The organism is Brevundimonas sp. Leaf168 (genome assembly GCF_001423685.1).
Classification (GTDB): Bacteria; Pseudomonadota; Alphaproteobacteria; order Caulobacterales; family Caulobacteraceae; genus Brevundimonas; species Brevundimonas vesicularis_C.
Genome location: NZ_LMOY01000001.1, coordinates 596,063 through 612,360, shown reverse-complemented (window position 1 = coordinate 612,360; position 16,298 = coordinate 596,063). Strand labels below are relative to the sequence as shown.

Sequence of the window (16,298 nt, the reverse complement as noted above, 5' to 3'; positions counted from 1 at the left end):
TTGACGCATCGCCCCTCGCCCCCGACGGTGCGGCTTCCTCGCCGAACCGGATGACCGAATGCCGCGTACCCGCCTGACCGCCGCCTGCCTCGCCGTTCTGATGACGGCCGCCGCTTCGCCAGTTCTGGCCCAGAGTTTCCAGTCCACTCCGGTCGTCATCGATGCGACCCAGGCGCCGCTGGCCCTGCCCCGCGCCCAGCCGGCCATCCCGGCGCCCCAGGACAAGCCCTATCCGGGCGTGATCCATTACCGCGCCGACATCACCGACCTGGACCGCCGCATCATCCGCGTCAGCCAGACCATCCCGGTCGCCAGCCCGGGCCCGCTGACCCTGCTCTATCCGAAGTTCCTGCCCGGCAACCACGCCGCCACCGGCCCGATCCAACTGCTGTCCGGCCTGACCGTCACCGCCAATGGCCAGCGGATGGAGTGGCTGCGCGACACGCTGGATCCTTACGCCTTCCACCTCGACATCCCGGCGGGCGTGACCAGCATCGACGTGCAGTTCCAGCAACTGACTCAGCCCGACAGTTCCAACTGGCGCGTGCTGATGACCCCGGCCATGGTCAATCTGCAGTGGGAAAAGGCCATCCTCTATCCGGCCGGCTATTTCAGCCGCCAGATCCAGGTCGCCCCGTCGGTGGTCCTGCCCGCCGGCTGGAAATACGGCACCGCCCTGACCACGGCGTCTCAGGACGGCGACGTGGCGGCCTTCGCCCCGACCGACCTCTACACCCTGATCGACAGCCCCATCTTCGCGGGCGCGCACTATCGCCGCGTCGACATCGACCCCAGCGGTGAGCGCGTCCACTTGAACATCCTGGCCGACGAGGCCAAGGGTCTGGCCGCCACCGACGACCAGCTGAAACTGTTCGAGAACATGGTTCAGCAGGCCGACCGCCTGTTCGGCGCCCGTCACTTCGACAACTACGAATTCCTGTTCGCCCTGACCGATCAGATGGGCGGCATCGGGCTGGAGCATCATCGCTCGTCCGAGAACACCGGCGCGCCCGACTTCTTCACCAACTGGAGCAAGAGCGCCGGCGATCGGGGTCTGCTGCCCCACGAATACACCCACTCCTGGAACGGCAAGTTCATGCGTCCGGCGGACGAGCTGACCGCCAACCACAACGTCCCGACCCAGAACACCCTGCTGTGGGTTTATGAAGGTCAGACCGAATACTGGGGCGATGTGCTGGCCGCCCGGTCGGGCCTGCATTCGAAGGACGTGGCCCTGGCCACCCTGGCCAGCGTCGCCGCCTTCTATGACAACCAGCCGGGTCGCCAGTGGCGCGCCTTGCAGGATACCAACAACCACAATCTGCTGGGCTATCGCGTGCCGGGCCAGTTCACCTCATGGATGCGCGGCACAGGCGACTACTACCGCGAAAGCCTGCTGGTCTGGCTGGACGCCGACACCCTGATCCGCGAGGGCACCAATGGCCGCAAGTCGCTGGATGATTTCGCCAGGGGCTTCTACGGTCACGACGACGGCGAATGGGCGCCTCAGGGCTACACCTTCGAAGATGTCGTCGCGGCCCTGAATGCGGTCTATCCCCACGACTGGGCCGCCTTCCTGCGCACCCGTCTGGACGCCGTCGGTCCCGACGCCCGCGCGCCGCTGGCCGGGATCGAGCGTGGCGGCTGGCGACTGACCTACACCGACACGCCCTCGGCGGCGGAGAAGTCGGTCCAGAGCGGCTGGGCCAACGACTTCCAATATTCGCTGGGCTTCACCCTGTCGGGCGACAAGCTGACCAACATCCGCTGGGGCGGGCCCGCCTTCGAGCAAGGCCTCGGCGCCGGCTGGAGCCTGGTCGCCGTCAACGGCAAGGCCGGCTCGGCCGAGGTGTTGCGCAACACCGTCACGGCGGCGAAAGGGACCGACGCCCCGATCGAACTGTTGCTGAAATCCGGCGATCGCTTCCGCACGGTGGCCTTCAATTACCACGACGGCCTGCGCTACCCGCGGCTGGAACGGGTCGAGGGCGCGCCGGATCGCCTGTCCGACATCCTCGCGCCTCGCCGGCGCTAAAAGCGTCTCCTCCCCGCCTCGCGGGGAGGAGACACGCCCCTTACTTTAACAGCTTCAGCAACGCCTCGGCCGCCGCGTGCGACGAGCCGGGGTTCTGCCCGGTCACCAGCTTGCCGTCGGTCAGCACATAGGAGCCCCAGTCCGGCCCCTTGGAGTAGTCGCCGCCGTTGGCGGTCAGCACGTTCTCGACCAGGAACGGCACCACGTCGGTCAGGCCCACGGCCTCCTCCTCGGAGTTGGTGAAGCCGGTCACCTTGCGGCCGTTGACCAGCGGCTTGCCGTCCGGTCCGTTCACCGACTTCAGCACGCCGGGCGCATGACAAACGAAGCCGGTCGGCTTGTCAGCCTTGGCGAAGGCCTCGATCAGGGCGATGGAGTCGGCGTCGTTCGCCAGGTCCCACAGCGGTCCGTGGCCGCCGGGATAGAAGACGGCGTCGAAATCCTCGGCCTTCACCGACGACAGGACGACGGTCGAGGCCAAGGCGGCCTGGGCTTCGGGGTCGGCCTTGAACCGGCGCGTATCGTCGGTCTGGGCGTCGGGGTCGTCGCTCTTGGGGTCCAGCGGCGGCTGACCGCCCTTGGGCGAGGCCAGCACGATCTCCGCGCCCGCATCCTTCAGCGCGTAATAGGGCGCCGCCAGTTCTTCCAGCCAGAAGCCGGTCTTCTTGCCCGTGTCGCCGAGTTGATCGTGCGACGTCAGCACCAACAGAATTTTCATAGGGGATGGCTCCGTCTTGGGGTGTCCACAGATGGGAAGCCGCACGGCGCCGCTCAAGACTGGCCTCGATGCCGAAAACATCCCACCCTGCCGGCCTCGATCAGCGGAGACGACGTCGCATGAAGCCTTGGTTCGGTCTGTTCGCCGCCCTGATGGGCCTGATGATCTTCAGCCCGTCGGCGCAGGCAGCCGGCCCCTGCAACATCGGACAGGCGGGCGCGACTCAGGCCGTCGCCATCGGCCGCAGCGGACGCACGATGCGGATCCACCTGCCCATGGGTTTTGACCCCGCAAGGCCGGCGCCTCTGGTCTTCCTGCTGCATGGCAGCGGCGGCACCGGAGAGAAGATGCTGGCGTCTTCCGGCTTGGCTGAAGCGGCGGATCGGCACGGCTTCATCGTCGCCGCGCCCGACGCCGGCATTCCGATCGATCAAGGTTTCGTCTGGAACATCCCCGGCGTGCCGACCGTCACCGGCGCAGTCCCCGGTCCCGGCGATGCCGACGACGTCGCCTATCTGACGGGAGCCATCGATTATCTGGCTGACCAGGGCTGCGTCGATGACAGCCGCATCTATGCGACGGGCTTGTCGGGCGGCGGGCGGATGGCGTCCTGGCTGGGTTGCGTCGCCGCCGACCGTTTCGCCGCCATCGCTCCGGTCGTCGGCTTGCGCGCCGGCAATCCCAGAAAGGACCGCCCGCAGCAACCCGATCCCGCCACCTGCCGCCCTTCGCGCCCCATGCCGGTCATCGCCTTCGCCGGCGACGCCGACACGACCAATCCGATCCAGGGCGGCGGCGCAGGCTATTGGAGCTACACCATGCACGCCGCCGAACAGCGCTGGGCCCAGCTGAACGGCTGCACCCATGTGCGAGACACCCGCTGGATCACCGACAAGATCTATGAAGAGGGCTACTCAGCCTGCCGCGACGGCGCGGACGTGGTGGGCCGCATCACCGCCGGCGGCGGCCACAGCTGGGTCGCCGACAACGACGCCCTGTGGGCCTTTTTCGCCGCACGTTCGCTCCGCTAAGAACCGGCCGATGGCTCTGCTGAGATTTGAGATTTGGGAAACAGCGAACTCACAAAAGTGCGCTGCCGTCAGTGAGGCGTGGGATCGTCTCCGGGATCCCGATGCTCGCTTTGTCGAAGCCTTCTATGCATCAACACAAGAAGAAGCGATGGCCTACCGCAACAGGCGCAATGGCTGGCGGCCCTACGAACCCGTTCGCGGATTGACCGACCAGATATTTAGCGACGCTCAGCATGTTGAACAGGAAGCTTACCTATCCGTCCGCGCAGTCAGATAACTAAGATGTCCGCCAAGGGCCTCAACAGCGCTCCGCGCGGTAGGCCCCAAAAGAAAAGACCCGGCGGTTTCCCGCCAGGTCTTCCCGATCTTCAGCAAATGCCGAAAGTCAGATCTTACTTGATCTGGACCTTGGCGCCGGCTTCCGTCAGCTTCTTGGCGACTTCGTCGGCGGCTTGCTTGGAGACGTTCTCGACGACGTTCTGCGGAGCGCCTTCGACCAGGTCCTTGGCTTCCTTCAGACCCAGGTCCGAACGGACGCCGCGGACTTCCTTGATCACGTTGATCTTCTTGTCGCCGCCGTCGACCAGGACGACGGTGAATTCGGTTTGCTCTTCGGCAGCTTCAGCCGGAGCGCCGCCGCCGGCGGCCGGAGCAGCCATGGCGACCGGAGCAGCGGCGCTGACGCCCCACTTTTCTTCCAGCAGCTTGGAGAGTTCAGCAGCTTCGAGGACGGTCAGAGCGGACAGGTCTTCGACGATCTTGGCGAGGTCAGCCATTGTCAGTTTTCCTTCGGAGGATTGGTTTTAGAGAGTGATGCAGAGATGAAAGGCTGGGCCGCTTACGCGGCTTCCTTGGTGGCGTAGGCGTTGAACACGCGAGCCAGCTGACCGGCGGGTGCTTGCAGCACGCCGGCGATACGGGTCGCAGGCGCGTTGAGCAGGCCGATGAGTTGACCGCGAACCTCGTCGAGCGTCGGGAGCTTGGACAGTGCGTCCACGCCCTTTTGGTCGACGATGGTCGAGCCCATGAAGCCGCCGACGATCTTGAAGCGATCGTTGGCCTTGGCGAACTCGGTGGCGACCTTGGCGGCCGTACCGGGGTTCTCGGAATAGGCGATGCCCACGGGACCCTTGAACAGGTTGTGGTAGTCGCTGCCTTCCTCGGCTTCGAGCGCCTTCAGCGCCAGGCGGTTCTTGACCACCTTGAACGCGCCGCCTTCTTTACGAAGACGGCCACGCAGATCTTCCATTTCCGCAACGGTCAGACCCAGGTTGTGGGTCACGACCACGCTGCCGGCGTCGGCGAAAACGCCCTTGAGCGATTCGATAGACTCGGCTTTTTGAGCGCGATCCATTGCGGTCTCCAGTCTTGGTATTCGCCGCCGGGCTTATTCCCGACGACGGATTGGCCAAAGCGCGTCGCATCGCTGCGAAACGTCGGGCCGGTCGTATTGTCCGAAGGATGCGTCTGACGGCGTCCGTCCCGGAATGCGGGCTGACAGCGCAAGGTCGCGTCCCCATCTCCCCACGGCGTCAGAGGGCTCTCTGACAGTTATGGCCTGGGTGACCCCCACGCCCCGAAGTTCTCGGACAGGACCGTCAGAAGATGAACCTCCGACGGGAAGCGGCGCTCTTACAGGCGCCGTCGTTGGAAATCAACCCGGCTTAACGCCGGCTGGGCTTGGCGCCGGTCTGTTCGGCCTCGCCGCAGTCGAACCGGGCGCAATAGTTGCTCTCGAACTCCTCCAGAAGGTTCGTCATCGCTGCGGTCTCGACCTCCTGTGAGGCCATGCTCAAGGATATCGTCTTGGCTGCAACAGAGCGCCCGACAGCCGTGCGATAGAATGCGATCTGAGCGAAGAGTTCTTCTTCAGTGAAGACGGAACCGTAGATTGGGGCCAAGTCATCCATGAACCGCTCGATCATTCTGCTAGCCATAGACGGCATGTTAGTGCGGACCCAAATCGCTTCTTCGCCGCCCTTCTTATCCAGTTCGCCCATCTGCGCGACCATTACGCGCTCGAACTCCTTCATGAAGTTCGGTCCGACGGACAGATCGATCAGTTCGCGCGCCAAGGCGCTGCGGCGGGCCAAGCCGGCATCCTGCGGCGCAGGCTCGACGCGCGTGACGACGACTGTTTCCGACTGAGCCGCCGTCTGCGCGTGCGCGCCTGTCGCGCTCAGACCCAGCGCCAGACCCAGCGACGCAGCTAGCGCCTGTTTGCGTGTGATGATCATGATGGCCTCCCCCGCTCTCTTATCGGAACGCTCAGGCCCGCAGGCCACTCGAATTCGACCGACTGTTGCTCAATCTTCCAGCGGCGTGGCGTCGAAGTCGCGGATCAGCGCGGCCAGGTCGGGCTCATGAACCAGATCCGCCGCCTCGCTCAGGCTCATCCAGCGGCGCTCGCGCTGATGCGCTTCGGGCCAGGCGCCCATCTGGATCAGCACTTCCAGCGGATAGACCGACACCACGCACTGGCGCACGCCGCCGTCTTTCAGACCCTTGGCGTATCGGAAGACGCCGATGGACTGAGTGTCGACGTCGCCCTTCACCCCCGCCTCCTCCATCGCCTCCTGGGCGGCGGCCTCGGGATCGCTCTTGCCGACCATCCGCCCGCCCTTGGGGATCACCCAGCGTCGCGTTTCGCGCGAGGTGATCATCAGGATGCGACGCTCGCCGTCCTCCAGCCGCCACGGCAGGGCCGCGACCTGCCGGGTCTCGGAGCGGGTGGTGCGTTTCGACCGGGCCTGGGCCACGCCTCAGCCCTCGCCCATCGCGTGATGGGTCCTGCCGATTCGTGCTGGCGCTCGCCCAATCTTCACGTCTGGTTCCAGGTCTGCCGGTCGCGGCCGCCCTCGAAACGGGATCGCGACGCCTGCGTCAAGTTGTCAGACCACGGACGGTCCCATTTTATTTCTCGCCGGGCGCCTTGGCCTTGGGATCGCCCAGCACGTCCTGACGATACAGCATGGTGATCAGGGTGTGCAGCACCAGCGCCAGCGGCGTGGCGAACAGCACGCCCAGCGGCCCGAACAGGGTGCCGATGCCCACCACGGCGAAGATGCCCAGCACGACGGGCAGGTTCGCGACGTTCTTCTGCACCATCGGCGTGATGAAGTTGCTCTCCAGCTGGGACACAACGACATACAGCGCCAGCGTCATCAGGGCCGTCTGCCACCCTTGCGTGGCGCCAACCAGCACGGCCGGCACGGTGGAGACGATGGGGCCCACGATCGGCACGAACTGCGCCAGTCCCGTCAGCAGACCCAGCCCCAGCGCCGACGGCACGCCGATGATGGCCAAACCGACGCCCGTCAGCGTCCCGACCAGGACCATCGAGAACAGCTGCGCCTTCAGCCAGCCCTTCAACGCCTTGCCACAGCTGTTCAGCACTTCGCGCATTCGCGGCCGCCGATCCATGGGCAGCATGGACAGAAGCCCCTCGCGCGACTTGGCGGGTTCGATCGCAAGAAAGACCCCCGCAACCACGACCAGAACCAGGGTGGTGACGCCCGATGCGAGACCCAGGGCGAACTTCTGCGCGACCTGCAACGCTTGACCGGCGCGGCCGCCCAGCCCCTGCAACTGTTCCAGCAGCTGCGCGGCATAGGGTTGGGCTTGGATCCAGGACTGAACCTGCTCCCACCCTTGCGGCACCACGGCCGACAGGGCCACGACCTGTTCGGTGATCTGGGTTCCGAACAGGGTCAGAACGCCTGCCAGCACCGCAATCACGATCAGCAGCGACAGGAAGACGGCCAGCGGATCCGGCGCCTTCAGCCAGCGCACGATGGGATCGGCCAGGGCGCGCAGGATCACCGACACCACGATGGCTCCGAAGATCAGCAGCCACAGCGTCTGCAAGGTCACGATCAGCTGGACCGCGAAATAGGCCGCCACCAGCACGATGGCGCCGAACGCGAGGCGCCCCTTCCACGGATCGTGCCCGCCCACACCGGGCTTGTCGCCCATCAGTTTGCCCAGTCCGAACATATCGCCCCCTTCAAGGTCGCGACAGGAACGCGGGTCGAGCGTGGCCGTTCGCCGCACGCGATAAAAAAGTCAGTGGGCGTCGGAGGCTCGCTGATCGTAGGCCGTTTGCGCGGCCGCGACTTCCGGCATCCGGGTCTCGGCCCAGTCGATGATCGACTGCATCGCCGCCATCAGGGTTCGGCCCAGCGGCGTGACCGCATAGGTCACCGACACCGGCACGGTGGCCACGACAGAGCGTGACACCAGCCCGTCGCGCTCCAGCGATTTCAGCGTCTGGCTCAGCATCTTCTGCGACACCCCATCGACCCGCTGCTTCAGGGCGTTGAACCGGATCGGCCCCTCTCCAAGCACGATCAGGATCAGGGTGCTCCACTTGTCAGCGACGCGGTCCAGCAGCTGGCGCGTCGGACAGTTCGCCGCGAACACATCGCCGCGCAGCCAGGTTTCGTGAAGGTGACCAGGTGTCTGAGAGGTGCCGTCTTGCATGGTCGCATCCCATATCGCACCTGGTATCCATTGGATACCCAAAGGAGCCTTCCATGAAAGTCGCAGTCCTCGGCGCCAGCGGTCGCGCCGGCTCGGAAATCACCAAGGAACTGGTCGCGCGCGGTCACACGGTCACCGCCATCGCCCGCAAGCCGGAAGCGATTCCGAGCGCCACCGGCGTCACGCCTGTCGCCGGCGACGCCTCGGACGCCGCCGCGCTCGCCGACCTGATCAAGGGTTCGGACGCGGTCATCAGCGCCCTGCACTTCGATGTTCCCGCCGCGACGATCCTCGGCGCGCTGAAGACCGCCGGCGTCCCGCGCCTGCTCGTCACCGGCGGCGCCGCCAGCCTGGAGGTCGCGCCCGGCGTCCTGCTGTTCGACACGCCGCAGTTTCCGGGCGAATGGAAGCCCATCGCCAAGGGCGGCATCACCTTCCTGGACGACCTGCGTCAGGAAACGGACATCGACTGGACTTTCTTCTCCCCCGCCGCCCTGATCGAGGAAACGCCGCGCCTGGGCCGCTATCGCACCGGGACCGACCAACTGGTCGTGGACGCCAACGGCGACAGCAAGATCGGCTTCTCCGACTACGCCATCGCCATGGTCGACGAACTGGAGAACCCCAAGCACAGCCGCGCCCGCTTCACCGCCGCCTACTGATCCGGGCAAGAAAAAACGGCGGGGATCGCTCCCCGCCGTTCTTCAGTGTGGCTTGTCTTTCGACTTAGGCGCCCAGCGAGGCCGGGTCGACCTTGAAGCCCGGGCCCATCGTCGAGGACAGGCTGATACGCTTCACATAGGTGCCCTTGGCGCCCGACGGCTTGGAACGCACCAGGGCGTCCACGATGGCCTTCACGTTGGCTTCCAGGGCGTCCTGGCTGAACGAGACCTTGCCGATGCCGGCGTGGACGATGCCCGCCTTCTCGACGCGGAACTCGACGGCGCCGCCCTTGGCGTCCTTGACGGCCTGGGCCACGTTCGGGGTCACGGTGCCGACCTTGGGGTTCGGCATCAGGCCGCGCGGGCCCAGCACCTTACCCAGACGGCCGACCAGGGCCATCATGTCCGGCGACGCGATCACGCGGTCGAACTCCATGAAGCCGCCGGCGATCTTTTCGTACAGATCTTCGGCGCCGACGTGTTCGGCGCCGGCTGCGGTGGCTTCAGCAGCCTTGGCGTCCTTGGCGAAGACGGCGACGCGAACGTCACGGCCGGTGCCCGACGGCAGGTTGACGACGCCACGGACCTGTTGGTCGGCGTGACGCGGATCGACGCCCAGGTTGACCGAGATTTCCAGCGACTCGTCGAACTTGGCCTTGGCGTTTTCCTTGGCCAGCTTGATGGCGTCGGAGAACGGCAGCAGGTCCTGGGTCACGCCGGTGCGGGCCTTGAAGGCCTTGGTTTGCTTGGCCATGGTTTAGCCCTCCACCACTTCGAGGCCCATCGCGCGGGCGGAGCCTTCGATGATCTTGGCCGCCGCGTCGAGGTCGTTGGCGTTCAGATCCTTCATCTTCTTTTCGGCGATCTCGCGCAGTTGCGCCTGCGTGATCTTGCCGGCGACTTCACGGCCGACCAGCTTCGAACCCGACTTCAGGCCCGTGGCCTGCTTCAGGTACCAAGTCGCTGGCGGCGTCTTGGTGATGAAGGTGAACGACTTGTCCTGATAGACGGTGATCACGGTCGGAAGCGGGGTGCCCTTGGCTTCCTTCTCGGTGCGCGCGTTGAACTCCTTGCAGAAGCCCATGATGTTCACGCCGCGCTGACCCAGAGCCGGGCCGATCGGGGGCGAAGGCGTGGCCGAACCGGCCGGCACTTGCAGCTTGATATAGCCGAGAATCTTCTTGGCCATTGGTCTCTCCTATGAATGATCCCGGACGTGATCCGGGACCGGTGAGCCGTGGTGCGGCATGGCTGCCTCCCACGGATTTGACGCTCCACGAACCAAGGCCCGCCGAGCGAAGGCGCGCGTGTAACAGAGGGGGGATGGAAAGGCAACGCACCGCCCCGCCCTCGCCGCAGAAACGAAAAAGCCGCGCCCTTTCGGACGCGGCTTGAAATCTCGACAGGGGCGTGAGCCTCAGCCCGCGACCTTCTCCACCTGGGCGTATTCCAGTTCGACCGGTGTGGCGCGGCCGAAGATGGACACGGCGACGCGCAGGCGGGCGTGTTCTTCGTCCACGCTCTCGACCGAACCGTCGAAGCTGGCGAACGGGCCGTCGATCACCTTGACCTTCTCGCCGATGTCGAAGCGGATGGTGGGCTTCGGACGCTCGACGCCCTCTTCCACGGCGCCGATGATGTTCTGAACTTCACGCTCGGAGACCGGCAGGGGCTTGGTGCCGCCCGCGGCGCCCAGGAAGCCCGTGACCTTCGGCGTGTTCTTGACCAAGTGGTAGGCCTGGTCGGTCATTTCCATCTTCACCAGCACATAGCCGGGGAAGAACTTGCGTTCCGAGTTCACCTTGCGGCCGCGACGGATCTCGACGACGTCCTCGGTCGGAACCAGGATTTCGGAGAAGGCGTCTTCCAGGCCCTGTTGCTTGGCCTGGTCACGCAGCTGCTCGGCGACCTTCTTCTCGAAGTTCGAGTAGGCGTTGACGATGTACCACTTGTGGCGCGGATTGGCGGGCTTTGCGGGCGCTGCATCGGTCATGGGCGCGTCTTTCTCAGGATCCGAGAGCGATGATGTAGCGGAAGGCGTAGCCCAGGCCGGTGTCCACGATCCAGAAGAAGATCGAGGCGATGATGACCATGATGAAGACCATCACCGAGGTGATCCAGGTCTCCTTGCGGCTGGGCCAGACGATCTTGCGGCCTTCGGCGCGCACCTGGCTCAGGAACTGGCCGGGGCTGGTGCGGGGCTTCTTGGGCTCGGGCGAATCGACCGTGATGGCGGCGGCGCCGGCCGCCTGAGGCTTGGCGCCCATCTGGGGCTTCGCGCTGCCTTGAGGCCGCTTGCCGGGAGTTTTGGCCTTGGCCATCAGTTGCTCTTCACACAATTGTTCCTGTCGCCCCAGATGGGAAGTCCCATCCGGAAGCGACAGGGGGGATTGGCAGGAGTTGGGGGACTCGAACCCACGACCCCCGGTTTTGGAGACCGGTGCTCTACCAGCTGAGCTAAACTCCTAGACAACCGCGCAAACCCGAAAGGTCCGTGCGTTCGCCAGAGGGGGGCGTATGCCCGACACCGCCCGCCTTTTCAAGGGCGATGTGACACTTGCGATCAGTCTTCCAGATGCGCGGCGATGGCGTCGCGCTCGTCCTGTGCCTTCACCAGTTCCTTGAAGATCAGCTTGTCGATGCGGCGGTCGTCCATATCCACGACCTCGACCTCGAATCGGCCGACCTGCAGCACTTCGCCCTCGTCCGGGACGCGCGAGATCTGGTGCAGAATCAGGCCGGCGACAGTGTGGAAGCCTTCATGCTCGCCGAAGTCTTCGCCCAGGGTGTCGGCAAGGTCATCGAGGTCGGTTTGGCCGTCCACCAGCCAGGTGCCGTCCGCGCGTTGATGGATCCAGGCCTGCTCTTCGTCATGGCCCTCGTCGAAGTCGCCGGCGATCATCTCCAGAATGTCGGTCGCCGTCACCACGCCTTCGAAGGCGCCGTATTCGTCGACGATGAAGGCCATGTGGACCCGCGAGCCCTTCAGGATTTCCAGCGCTTTCAGCACCGAGGTCGACTGAGGAATGAAGGCCGGCTCCGCGACCAGCGGCTCCACATCGATCTTGCCGGTCGTCAGCAGGGCGTCCAGCAGGTCCTTCTTGTGCACCAGCCCCAGCGGATTATCGACGTCGTTCTCGCGCGCCACGACGATGCGCGAATAGGGGCAGGTTCGGATTTCCTCGCGCACAACCTCCTCGGGGTCGTCCAAGGCGATCCAGAACACCTCGTGGCGCGGCGTCATGGCCACCCGCACCGGACGGTCGCCCAGGCGCATGATCTCCTCGATCATCTCCTGCTCTTCCGGTTCGATCAGGCCGGCGGAGGTGCCCTCGGCCAGAATCGTAGCCACCTCTTCCTGGGTCACGTCCGATCCGTCGCGATCCTTGACGCCCAGCAGCTTCAGAATTCCCGAGGTCGAGGCGGTCAGCAGCAGGACGAAGGGCTTCAGCACGATCGCCAACGTCGAGATGGGCTTGGCCATCTTGGACGCCACCGTCTCGGGGAAGATCAGCGCCAGACGCTTTGGCACCAGTTCGCCGATGATCAGCGAGACATAGGTGATGCACACGACCACCAGGGCCGTGGCGAAGAATTCGGTGTATTGAGCCAGCGCCGGGAAAGCGACTTCCAGAATGCGATCCAGTTCGCCCGCGATGGTCGCCTGACCATAGGCGCCCGCCAGAATGCCGATCAGAGTGATGCCCACCTGAACCGCGGACAGGAACTGAGTCGGTTCTTCCGACAGTTTCAGCGCCGCCCGGGCCCCCCGGTCGCCCCGTTCCGCCCTCGCCTGCAGCTTGGATTTCCGCGAGGAGACGACCGCCAATTCAGTCATGGCGAACAAGCCGTTGAGCACCACCAGGAGCAGAACGACAGCAATAGCGATGAGTAACATCTAGGGGGTTTTGGGGACCGACGCGGCGCGACAGACGGCGTCCGCAGCGCTACATTAGGGCAGGATCGCGACCAGCGCCACGTTTTCCTTTGCGCTCAGCCCGTCCGCCCGGCTTCGACCGAGCCGTAAGCGCCCGAAACCGGCCGGCCATTGGCGTTATACTGGGTCGCGCAGGCGCTCATGCCCAGCACGGTGCCGATGAAGATACCCAGTCGAATGGCGCGTCGCATTTGGTTACCGAAAGATTAACGTCCGATCCGAACGTAAATCCCGGTCAGCGGTTGCAGGCAATCGTGCTCGCCTTGGGCGCGAGCACAAAAAAGGGGGACGCCGCTAAGCATCCCCCCTTTTTTCGTCCTGGATCAGATCTCGCCGATCACACCTTGATCGGAAGGGCCGTGCGGATGTGGACGTCCTTCAGTTGGCGCTCCTCGGCCTCGGTCGGGGCGTTCATCAGCAGATCCTCGCCCTGCTGGTTCAGCGGGAAGGCGATGACCTCGCGGATGGCCGTCTCGCCGGCCAGCAGCATGACGATGCGGTCGATGCCGGGGGCCAGACCGCCGTGCGGCGGCGCGCCAAAGCGGAAGGCGTTCAGCATGCCGCCGAACTGCTCCTCGACCACCGAGGCGTCATAGCCGGCGATCTCGAAGGCCTTCAGCATGATCTCGGCCTTGTGGTTCCGGATCGCGCCCGAGCACAGCTCATAGCCGTTGCAGACGATGTCGTACTGATAGGCGCGGATGGTCAGCGGGTCCTGGGTCTCCAGAGCCTCCAGCCCGCCCTGCGGCATGGAAAAGGGGTTGTGGCTGAAGTCGACCTTCTTCTCTTCTTCCGACCATTCGAACATGGGGAAGTCGACGATCCAGCAGAATTTGAACTGGTCTTCGTCCACCAGCTTCAGCTCGGTGCCCACGCGGGTGCGGGCCAGGCCGGCGAACTTGGCGAAGGTCGCAGGCAGGCCGGCGACGAAGAAGGCGGCGTCGCCCTGCCCCAGACCCAGCGACGACATCAGGACCTCGGTCGGTTCCTGACCCAGGTTCTTGGCGATCGGGCCGCCCCAAGCGCCCTGGTCTTCGGACCAGAAGATATAGCCCAGGCCCGGTTGGCCCTCGCCCTGCGCCCAGCTGTTCATGCGGTCGCAGAAGGCGCGCGAACCGCCCATGGGGGCCGGAATGGCCCAGACGGCGTTCTTGTCGTCCGCGCCCAGGATTTTGGCGAAGAGGCCGAAGCCGCCGTCGCGGAAGTGATCAGACACCACCTGCATCTTGATCGGGTTGCGCAGGTCCGGCTTGTCCGAACCGTACCAGGCCATCGACTGGGCGTAGGTCAGGCGCTCGAAACCCTTGTGTTCGAACGTCTCGCCGAAGTCGTTGGTGAAGGTATGGACGCCGTCGATGGCCGAGACCGGCTTGCCCTCGCCGAACTCCTCGAACACGCCGTGCATCAGCGGCTCGATGGCGGCGAAGACGTCTTCCTGCGTCACGAAGCTCATCTCGACGTCGAGCTGATAGAACTCCAGCGAACGATCGGCGCGCAGGTCTTCGTCACGGAAGCACGGCGCGATCTGGAAATAGCGATCAAAGCCCGAGACCATGAGCAGCTGTTTGAACTGCTGCGGCGCCTGGGGCAGCGCATAGAACTTGCCCGGATGCAGTCGCGACGGCACTAGGAAGTCGCGCGCGCCTTCCGGCGACGAGGCCGTCAGGATCGGCGTCTGATACTCCAGGAAGCCCTGATCGACCATGCGGCGGCGGATCGAGGAAATCACCTTGGAGCGCAGCACGATGTTCTTGTGCAGTCGCTCGCGGCGCAGATCCAGGAAGCGGTTGGCCAGGCGGATATCCTCGGGATATTCCTGATCCCCAAAGACCGGCATCGGCAGTTCGGCGGCTTCGGACAGCACCTCGACGCCCTGGACGCGCACCTCGACCTCGCCGGTCGGCAGGTTGGGGTTCACCACGGAGGCGTCGCGGGCGACCACCTCGCCATCGACCTTGATCACGCTCTCGGCGCGCAGACGCTCCACGGCGGCGAAGCCCGGCGTCTCGGGGTGCAGAACCAGCTGCGTCAGGCCGTAGTGGTCGCGCAGGTCGATGAACAGCAGACCGCCGTGGTCGCGCTTGCGGTGAACCCAGCCCGACAGGCGAACAGCGGAACCAGCGTCAGAGGCGCGCAGGGCGCCGCAGGTGTGAGAGCGATAGGCGTGCATGAAACGAACCGTCTGGAGTCTCTGGGCGGTGGAATCCGACGCCGTCGGCGCCCGAAATCGAAGCGGCGTAGGGCGCATCATCGCCCCGGAAAGTCAAGGTTTCAGCCGTTGCAAAGCCTGCCGCCGCGCATGATATCTGACGCTTCCATCCCGCCCGAGGCCGCCATGTTCATCGTCACCATCACCTACACCCAGCCCATCGAAGCTATCGAGGCGCGGACGGTCGAGCATCGCGCGTGGCTGGATCAGCATGTCGCCAGCGGCCTGATCATCGCCGCCGGGCCGATGGTCCCGCGCACCGGCGGCATTCTGTTGGTGCGCAGCGGCGGGACCAAGCAAGAGCTGGAGACCCTGCTGAAGGACGATCCATTCCAGGTTCACGGCCTGGCCGATTACACGGTGACCGAGTTCAAGGCCGGCAAACTGAACCCCGCCCTGGCCGAATTCGCCTGATTTCATCCACAGGGGCGCGGTTCGCTCCCCGCAACCAACAGAGCGGACCTGACGCGGTTAACGCCGGCCTCTGCTATGACAGGCGCATGTCCGCGCTGAGCGCCCTGCCCCCGACGACGACCGACCAGCTGCGTCTGCCGCTGGAGCGGCCGGTTGCGGGCGAGGCCTTCGTGACGTCAGACAGCAATGCCGAGGCCGTGCGCGTTCTGGCCCGCTGGCCCGACGGCGTGGGCGCGGTGCTGGCGCTGCACGGCCCCCCGGGATCGGGCAAGAGCCGCCTCGCCGCCGACTGGGCCGAACGGATCGGCGCCGTGCCGCTGAACGGCGCCGAGGCCGCCTTCATCGACCCGCTGGAGCTGGAAGGCCGGCCGGTCCTGCTGGACCGCGCCGCCGACGCCGACGACGAAAGCCTGTTTCATCTGATCAACCTGGCCAACTCCGGCGGGGGCGCCCTTCTGCTGGTGTCCCGCTCGGCCCCGCGTCAGTGGTCGGTCGATCTGCCCGACCTGCGTTCGCGGCTGGACGCCGTGCGCGCCGTCGCCATCGCCGCGCCCGACGACGCGGTCCTGTCGGCCATCCTGCGCGCCCGCTTCGCCGAACGCAGCATCACCCCATCCGACGACGTGATCGACTATCTGGTCCGCCGCCTGGACCGCTCGGCCGAGACCGCCGCTGCGGTGGTCGAACGTCTGGACGCCCTCCACCGCCCGGTCACGCGCGTTCTGGCGCGTCAGGTGCTGGACGCCATGGACGCCGCCGCCGACTGATCCGCGACATTTTCCTCGGCGCCAGCTTGCGGCCGTCACACAC

At 65.5% G+C, this 16,298-nt stretch carries 20 protein-coding genes and 1 tRNA gene; 6 read left to right on the top strand and 15 right to left on the bottom strand.

Going from position 1 to position 16,298, the window contains the following annotated elements; translation table 11 throughout:
* The first annotated feature begins 58 nt into the window (after positions 1-58).
* Positions 59-2,035: a M61 family metallopeptidase gene (locus tag ASF81_RS03035; RefSeq protein WP_055804577.1), complete on the top strand. Its 1,977-nt coding sequence runs from the start codon at positions 59-61 to the stop codon at positions 2,033-2,035.
* Positions 2,036-2,075: 40 nt separating this feature from the next.
* Here ASF81_RS03035 and ASF81_RS03030 read toward each other — a convergent pair whose 3' ends face one another.
* Positions 2,076-2,753: a type 1 glutamine amidotransferase domain-containing protein gene (locus tag ASF81_RS03030; RefSeq protein ID WP_055804574.1), complete on the bottom strand. Its 678-nt coding sequence runs from the start codon at positions 2,751-2,753 to the stop codon at positions 2,076-2,078.
* A gap of 119 nt (positions 2,754-2,872) precedes the next feature.
* On the opposite strand from ASF81_RS03030, the gene ASF81_RS03025 reads away from it, so the two are divergent.
* Both ASF81_RS03025 and ASF81_RS14955 read left to right on the top strand, forming a co-directional pair.
* Positions 2,873-3,784 (top strand): PHB depolymerase family esterase, encoded by a 912-nt coding sequence (locus ASF81_RS03025; protein ID WP_055804569.1) that lies wholly within the window; start codon positions 2,873-2,875, stop codon positions 3,782-3,784.
* 10 nt (positions 3,785-3,794) lie between these two features.
* Positions 3,795-4,061, top strand: coding sequence for a hypothetical protein (locus tag ASF81_RS14955; protein WP_156363118.1), 267 nt, complete (start codon positions 3,795-3,797; stop codon positions 4,059-4,061).
* 115 nt (positions 4,062-4,176) lie between these two features.
* Here ASF81_RS14955 and rplL read toward each other — a convergent pair whose 3' ends face one another.
* The 6 genes from rplL to ASF81_RS02995 form a co-directional block, all read right to left on the bottom strand.
* On the bottom strand, positions 4,177-4,560 hold the full coding sequence (rplL, locus tag ASF81_RS03020) for a 50S ribosomal protein L7/L12 (RefSeq protein WP_055754823.1): 384 nt from the start codon (positions 4,558-4,560) through the stop codon (positions 4,177-4,179).
* A 62-nt stretch (positions 4,561-4,622) separates the two neighbouring features.
* Positions 4,623-5,138: a 50S ribosomal protein L10 gene (gene rplJ / locus ASF81_RS03015; RefSeq protein ID WP_055754822.1), complete on the bottom strand. Its 516-nt coding sequence runs from the start codon at positions 5,136-5,138 to the stop codon at positions 4,623-4,625.
* A 310-nt stretch (positions 5,139-5,448) separates the two neighbouring features.
* Entirely contained in the window at positions 5,449-6,021 is a 573-nt protein-coding gene (locus tag ASF81_RS03010; protein ID WP_055804566.1) for a DUF2059 domain-containing protein, read from the bottom strand.
* Positions 6,022-6,090: 69 nt separating this feature from the next.
* Entirely contained in the window at positions 6,091-6,543 is a 453-nt protein-coding gene (locus ASF81_RS03005) for an NUDIX hydrolase (protein WP_055804563.1), read from the bottom strand.
* Positions 6,544-6,697: 154 nt separating this feature from the next.
* Entirely contained in the window at positions 6,698-7,780 is a 1,083-nt protein-coding gene (locus ASF81_RS03000; protein ID WP_052247852.1) for an AI-2E family transporter, read from the bottom strand.
* A gap of 69 nt (positions 7,781-7,849) precedes the next feature.
* Entirely contained in the window at positions 7,850-8,266 is a 417-nt protein-coding gene (locus tag ASF81_RS02995; RefSeq protein WP_055804560.1) for a helix-turn-helix domain-containing protein, read from the bottom strand.
* Positions 8,267-8,319: 53 nt separating this feature from the next.
* Between ASF81_RS02995 and ASF81_RS02990 the strand changes: the two genes are divergently transcribed.
* Entirely contained in the window at positions 8,320-8,928 is a 609-nt protein-coding gene (locus tag ASF81_RS02990) for an NAD(P)-dependent oxidoreductase (RefSeq protein WP_055804557.1), read from the top strand.
* Positions 8,929-8,992: 64 nt separating this feature from the next.
* Here the strand turns inward: ASF81_RS02990 and rplA are convergent, their stop codons facing one another.
* The 8 genes from rplA to aspS form a co-directional block, all read right to left on the bottom strand.
* Positions 8,993-9,682, bottom strand: coding sequence for a 50S ribosomal protein L1 (rplA, locus tag ASF81_RS02985; protein WP_055804552.1), 690 nt, complete (start codon positions 9,680-9,682; stop codon positions 8,993-8,995).
* A gap of 3 nt (positions 9,683-9,685) precedes the next feature.
* Positions 9,686-10,117, bottom strand: a complete 432-nt coding sequence (gene rplK, locus ASF81_RS02980) for a 50S ribosomal protein L11 (RefSeq protein WP_008259841.1) — start codon at positions 10,115-10,117, stop codon at positions 9,686-9,688.
* A gap of 228 nt (positions 10,118-10,345) precedes the next feature.
* Positions 10,346-10,921: a transcription termination/antitermination protein NusG gene (nusG, locus tag ASF81_RS02975; RefSeq protein ID WP_017506694.1), complete on the bottom strand. Its 576-nt coding sequence runs from the start codon at positions 10,919-10,921 to the stop codon at positions 10,346-10,348.
* A 13-nt stretch (positions 10,922-10,934) separates the two neighbouring features.
* The gene (gene secE, locus ASF81_RS02970; protein WP_017506693.1) at positions 10,935-11,249 is read right to left on the bottom strand and encodes a preprotein translocase subunit SecE; all 315 of its coding nucleotides are present in this window, start codon (positions 11,247-11,249) and stop codon (positions 10,935-10,937) included.
* A gap of 70 nt (positions 11,250-11,319) precedes the next feature.
* A tRNA-Trp gene (locus ASF81_RS02965) sits at positions 11,320-11,395 on the bottom strand.
* Positions 11,396-11,491: 96 nt separating this feature from the next.
* The gene (locus ASF81_RS02960; protein ID WP_200932850.1) at positions 11,492-12,826 is read right to left on the bottom strand and encodes a hemolysin family protein; all 1,335 of its coding nucleotides are present in this window, start codon (positions 12,824-12,826) and stop codon (positions 11,492-11,494) included.
* A gap of 95 nt (positions 12,827-12,921) precedes the next feature.
* Entirely contained in the window at positions 12,922-13,056 is a 135-nt protein-coding gene (locus ASF81_RS15525; protein WP_255353849.1) for a hypothetical protein, read from the bottom strand.
* Positions 13,057-13,202: 146 nt separating this feature from the next.
* The gene (aspS, locus tag ASF81_RS02955; RefSeq protein WP_055804544.1) at positions 13,203-15,035 is read right to left on the bottom strand and encodes an aspartate--tRNA ligase; all 1,833 of its coding nucleotides are present in this window, start codon (positions 15,033-15,035) and stop codon (positions 13,203-13,205) included.
* 129 nt (positions 15,036-15,164) lie between these two features.
* On the opposite strand from aspS, the gene ASF81_RS02950 reads away from it, so the two are divergent.
* Positions 15,165-15,488: a YciI family protein gene (locus ASF81_RS02950; RefSeq protein WP_235559195.1), complete on the top strand. Its 324-nt coding sequence runs from the start codon at positions 15,165-15,167 to the stop codon at positions 15,486-15,488.
* A gap of 86 nt (positions 15,489-15,574) precedes the next feature.
* Complete coding sequence (locus ASF81_RS02945) at positions 15,575-16,255, top strand: DnaA/Hda family protein (protein ID WP_055804541.1); 681 nt, start codon at positions 15,575-15,577, stop codon at positions 16,253-16,255.
* The last annotated feature ends 43 nt before the right edge of the window (positions 16,256-16,298 follow it).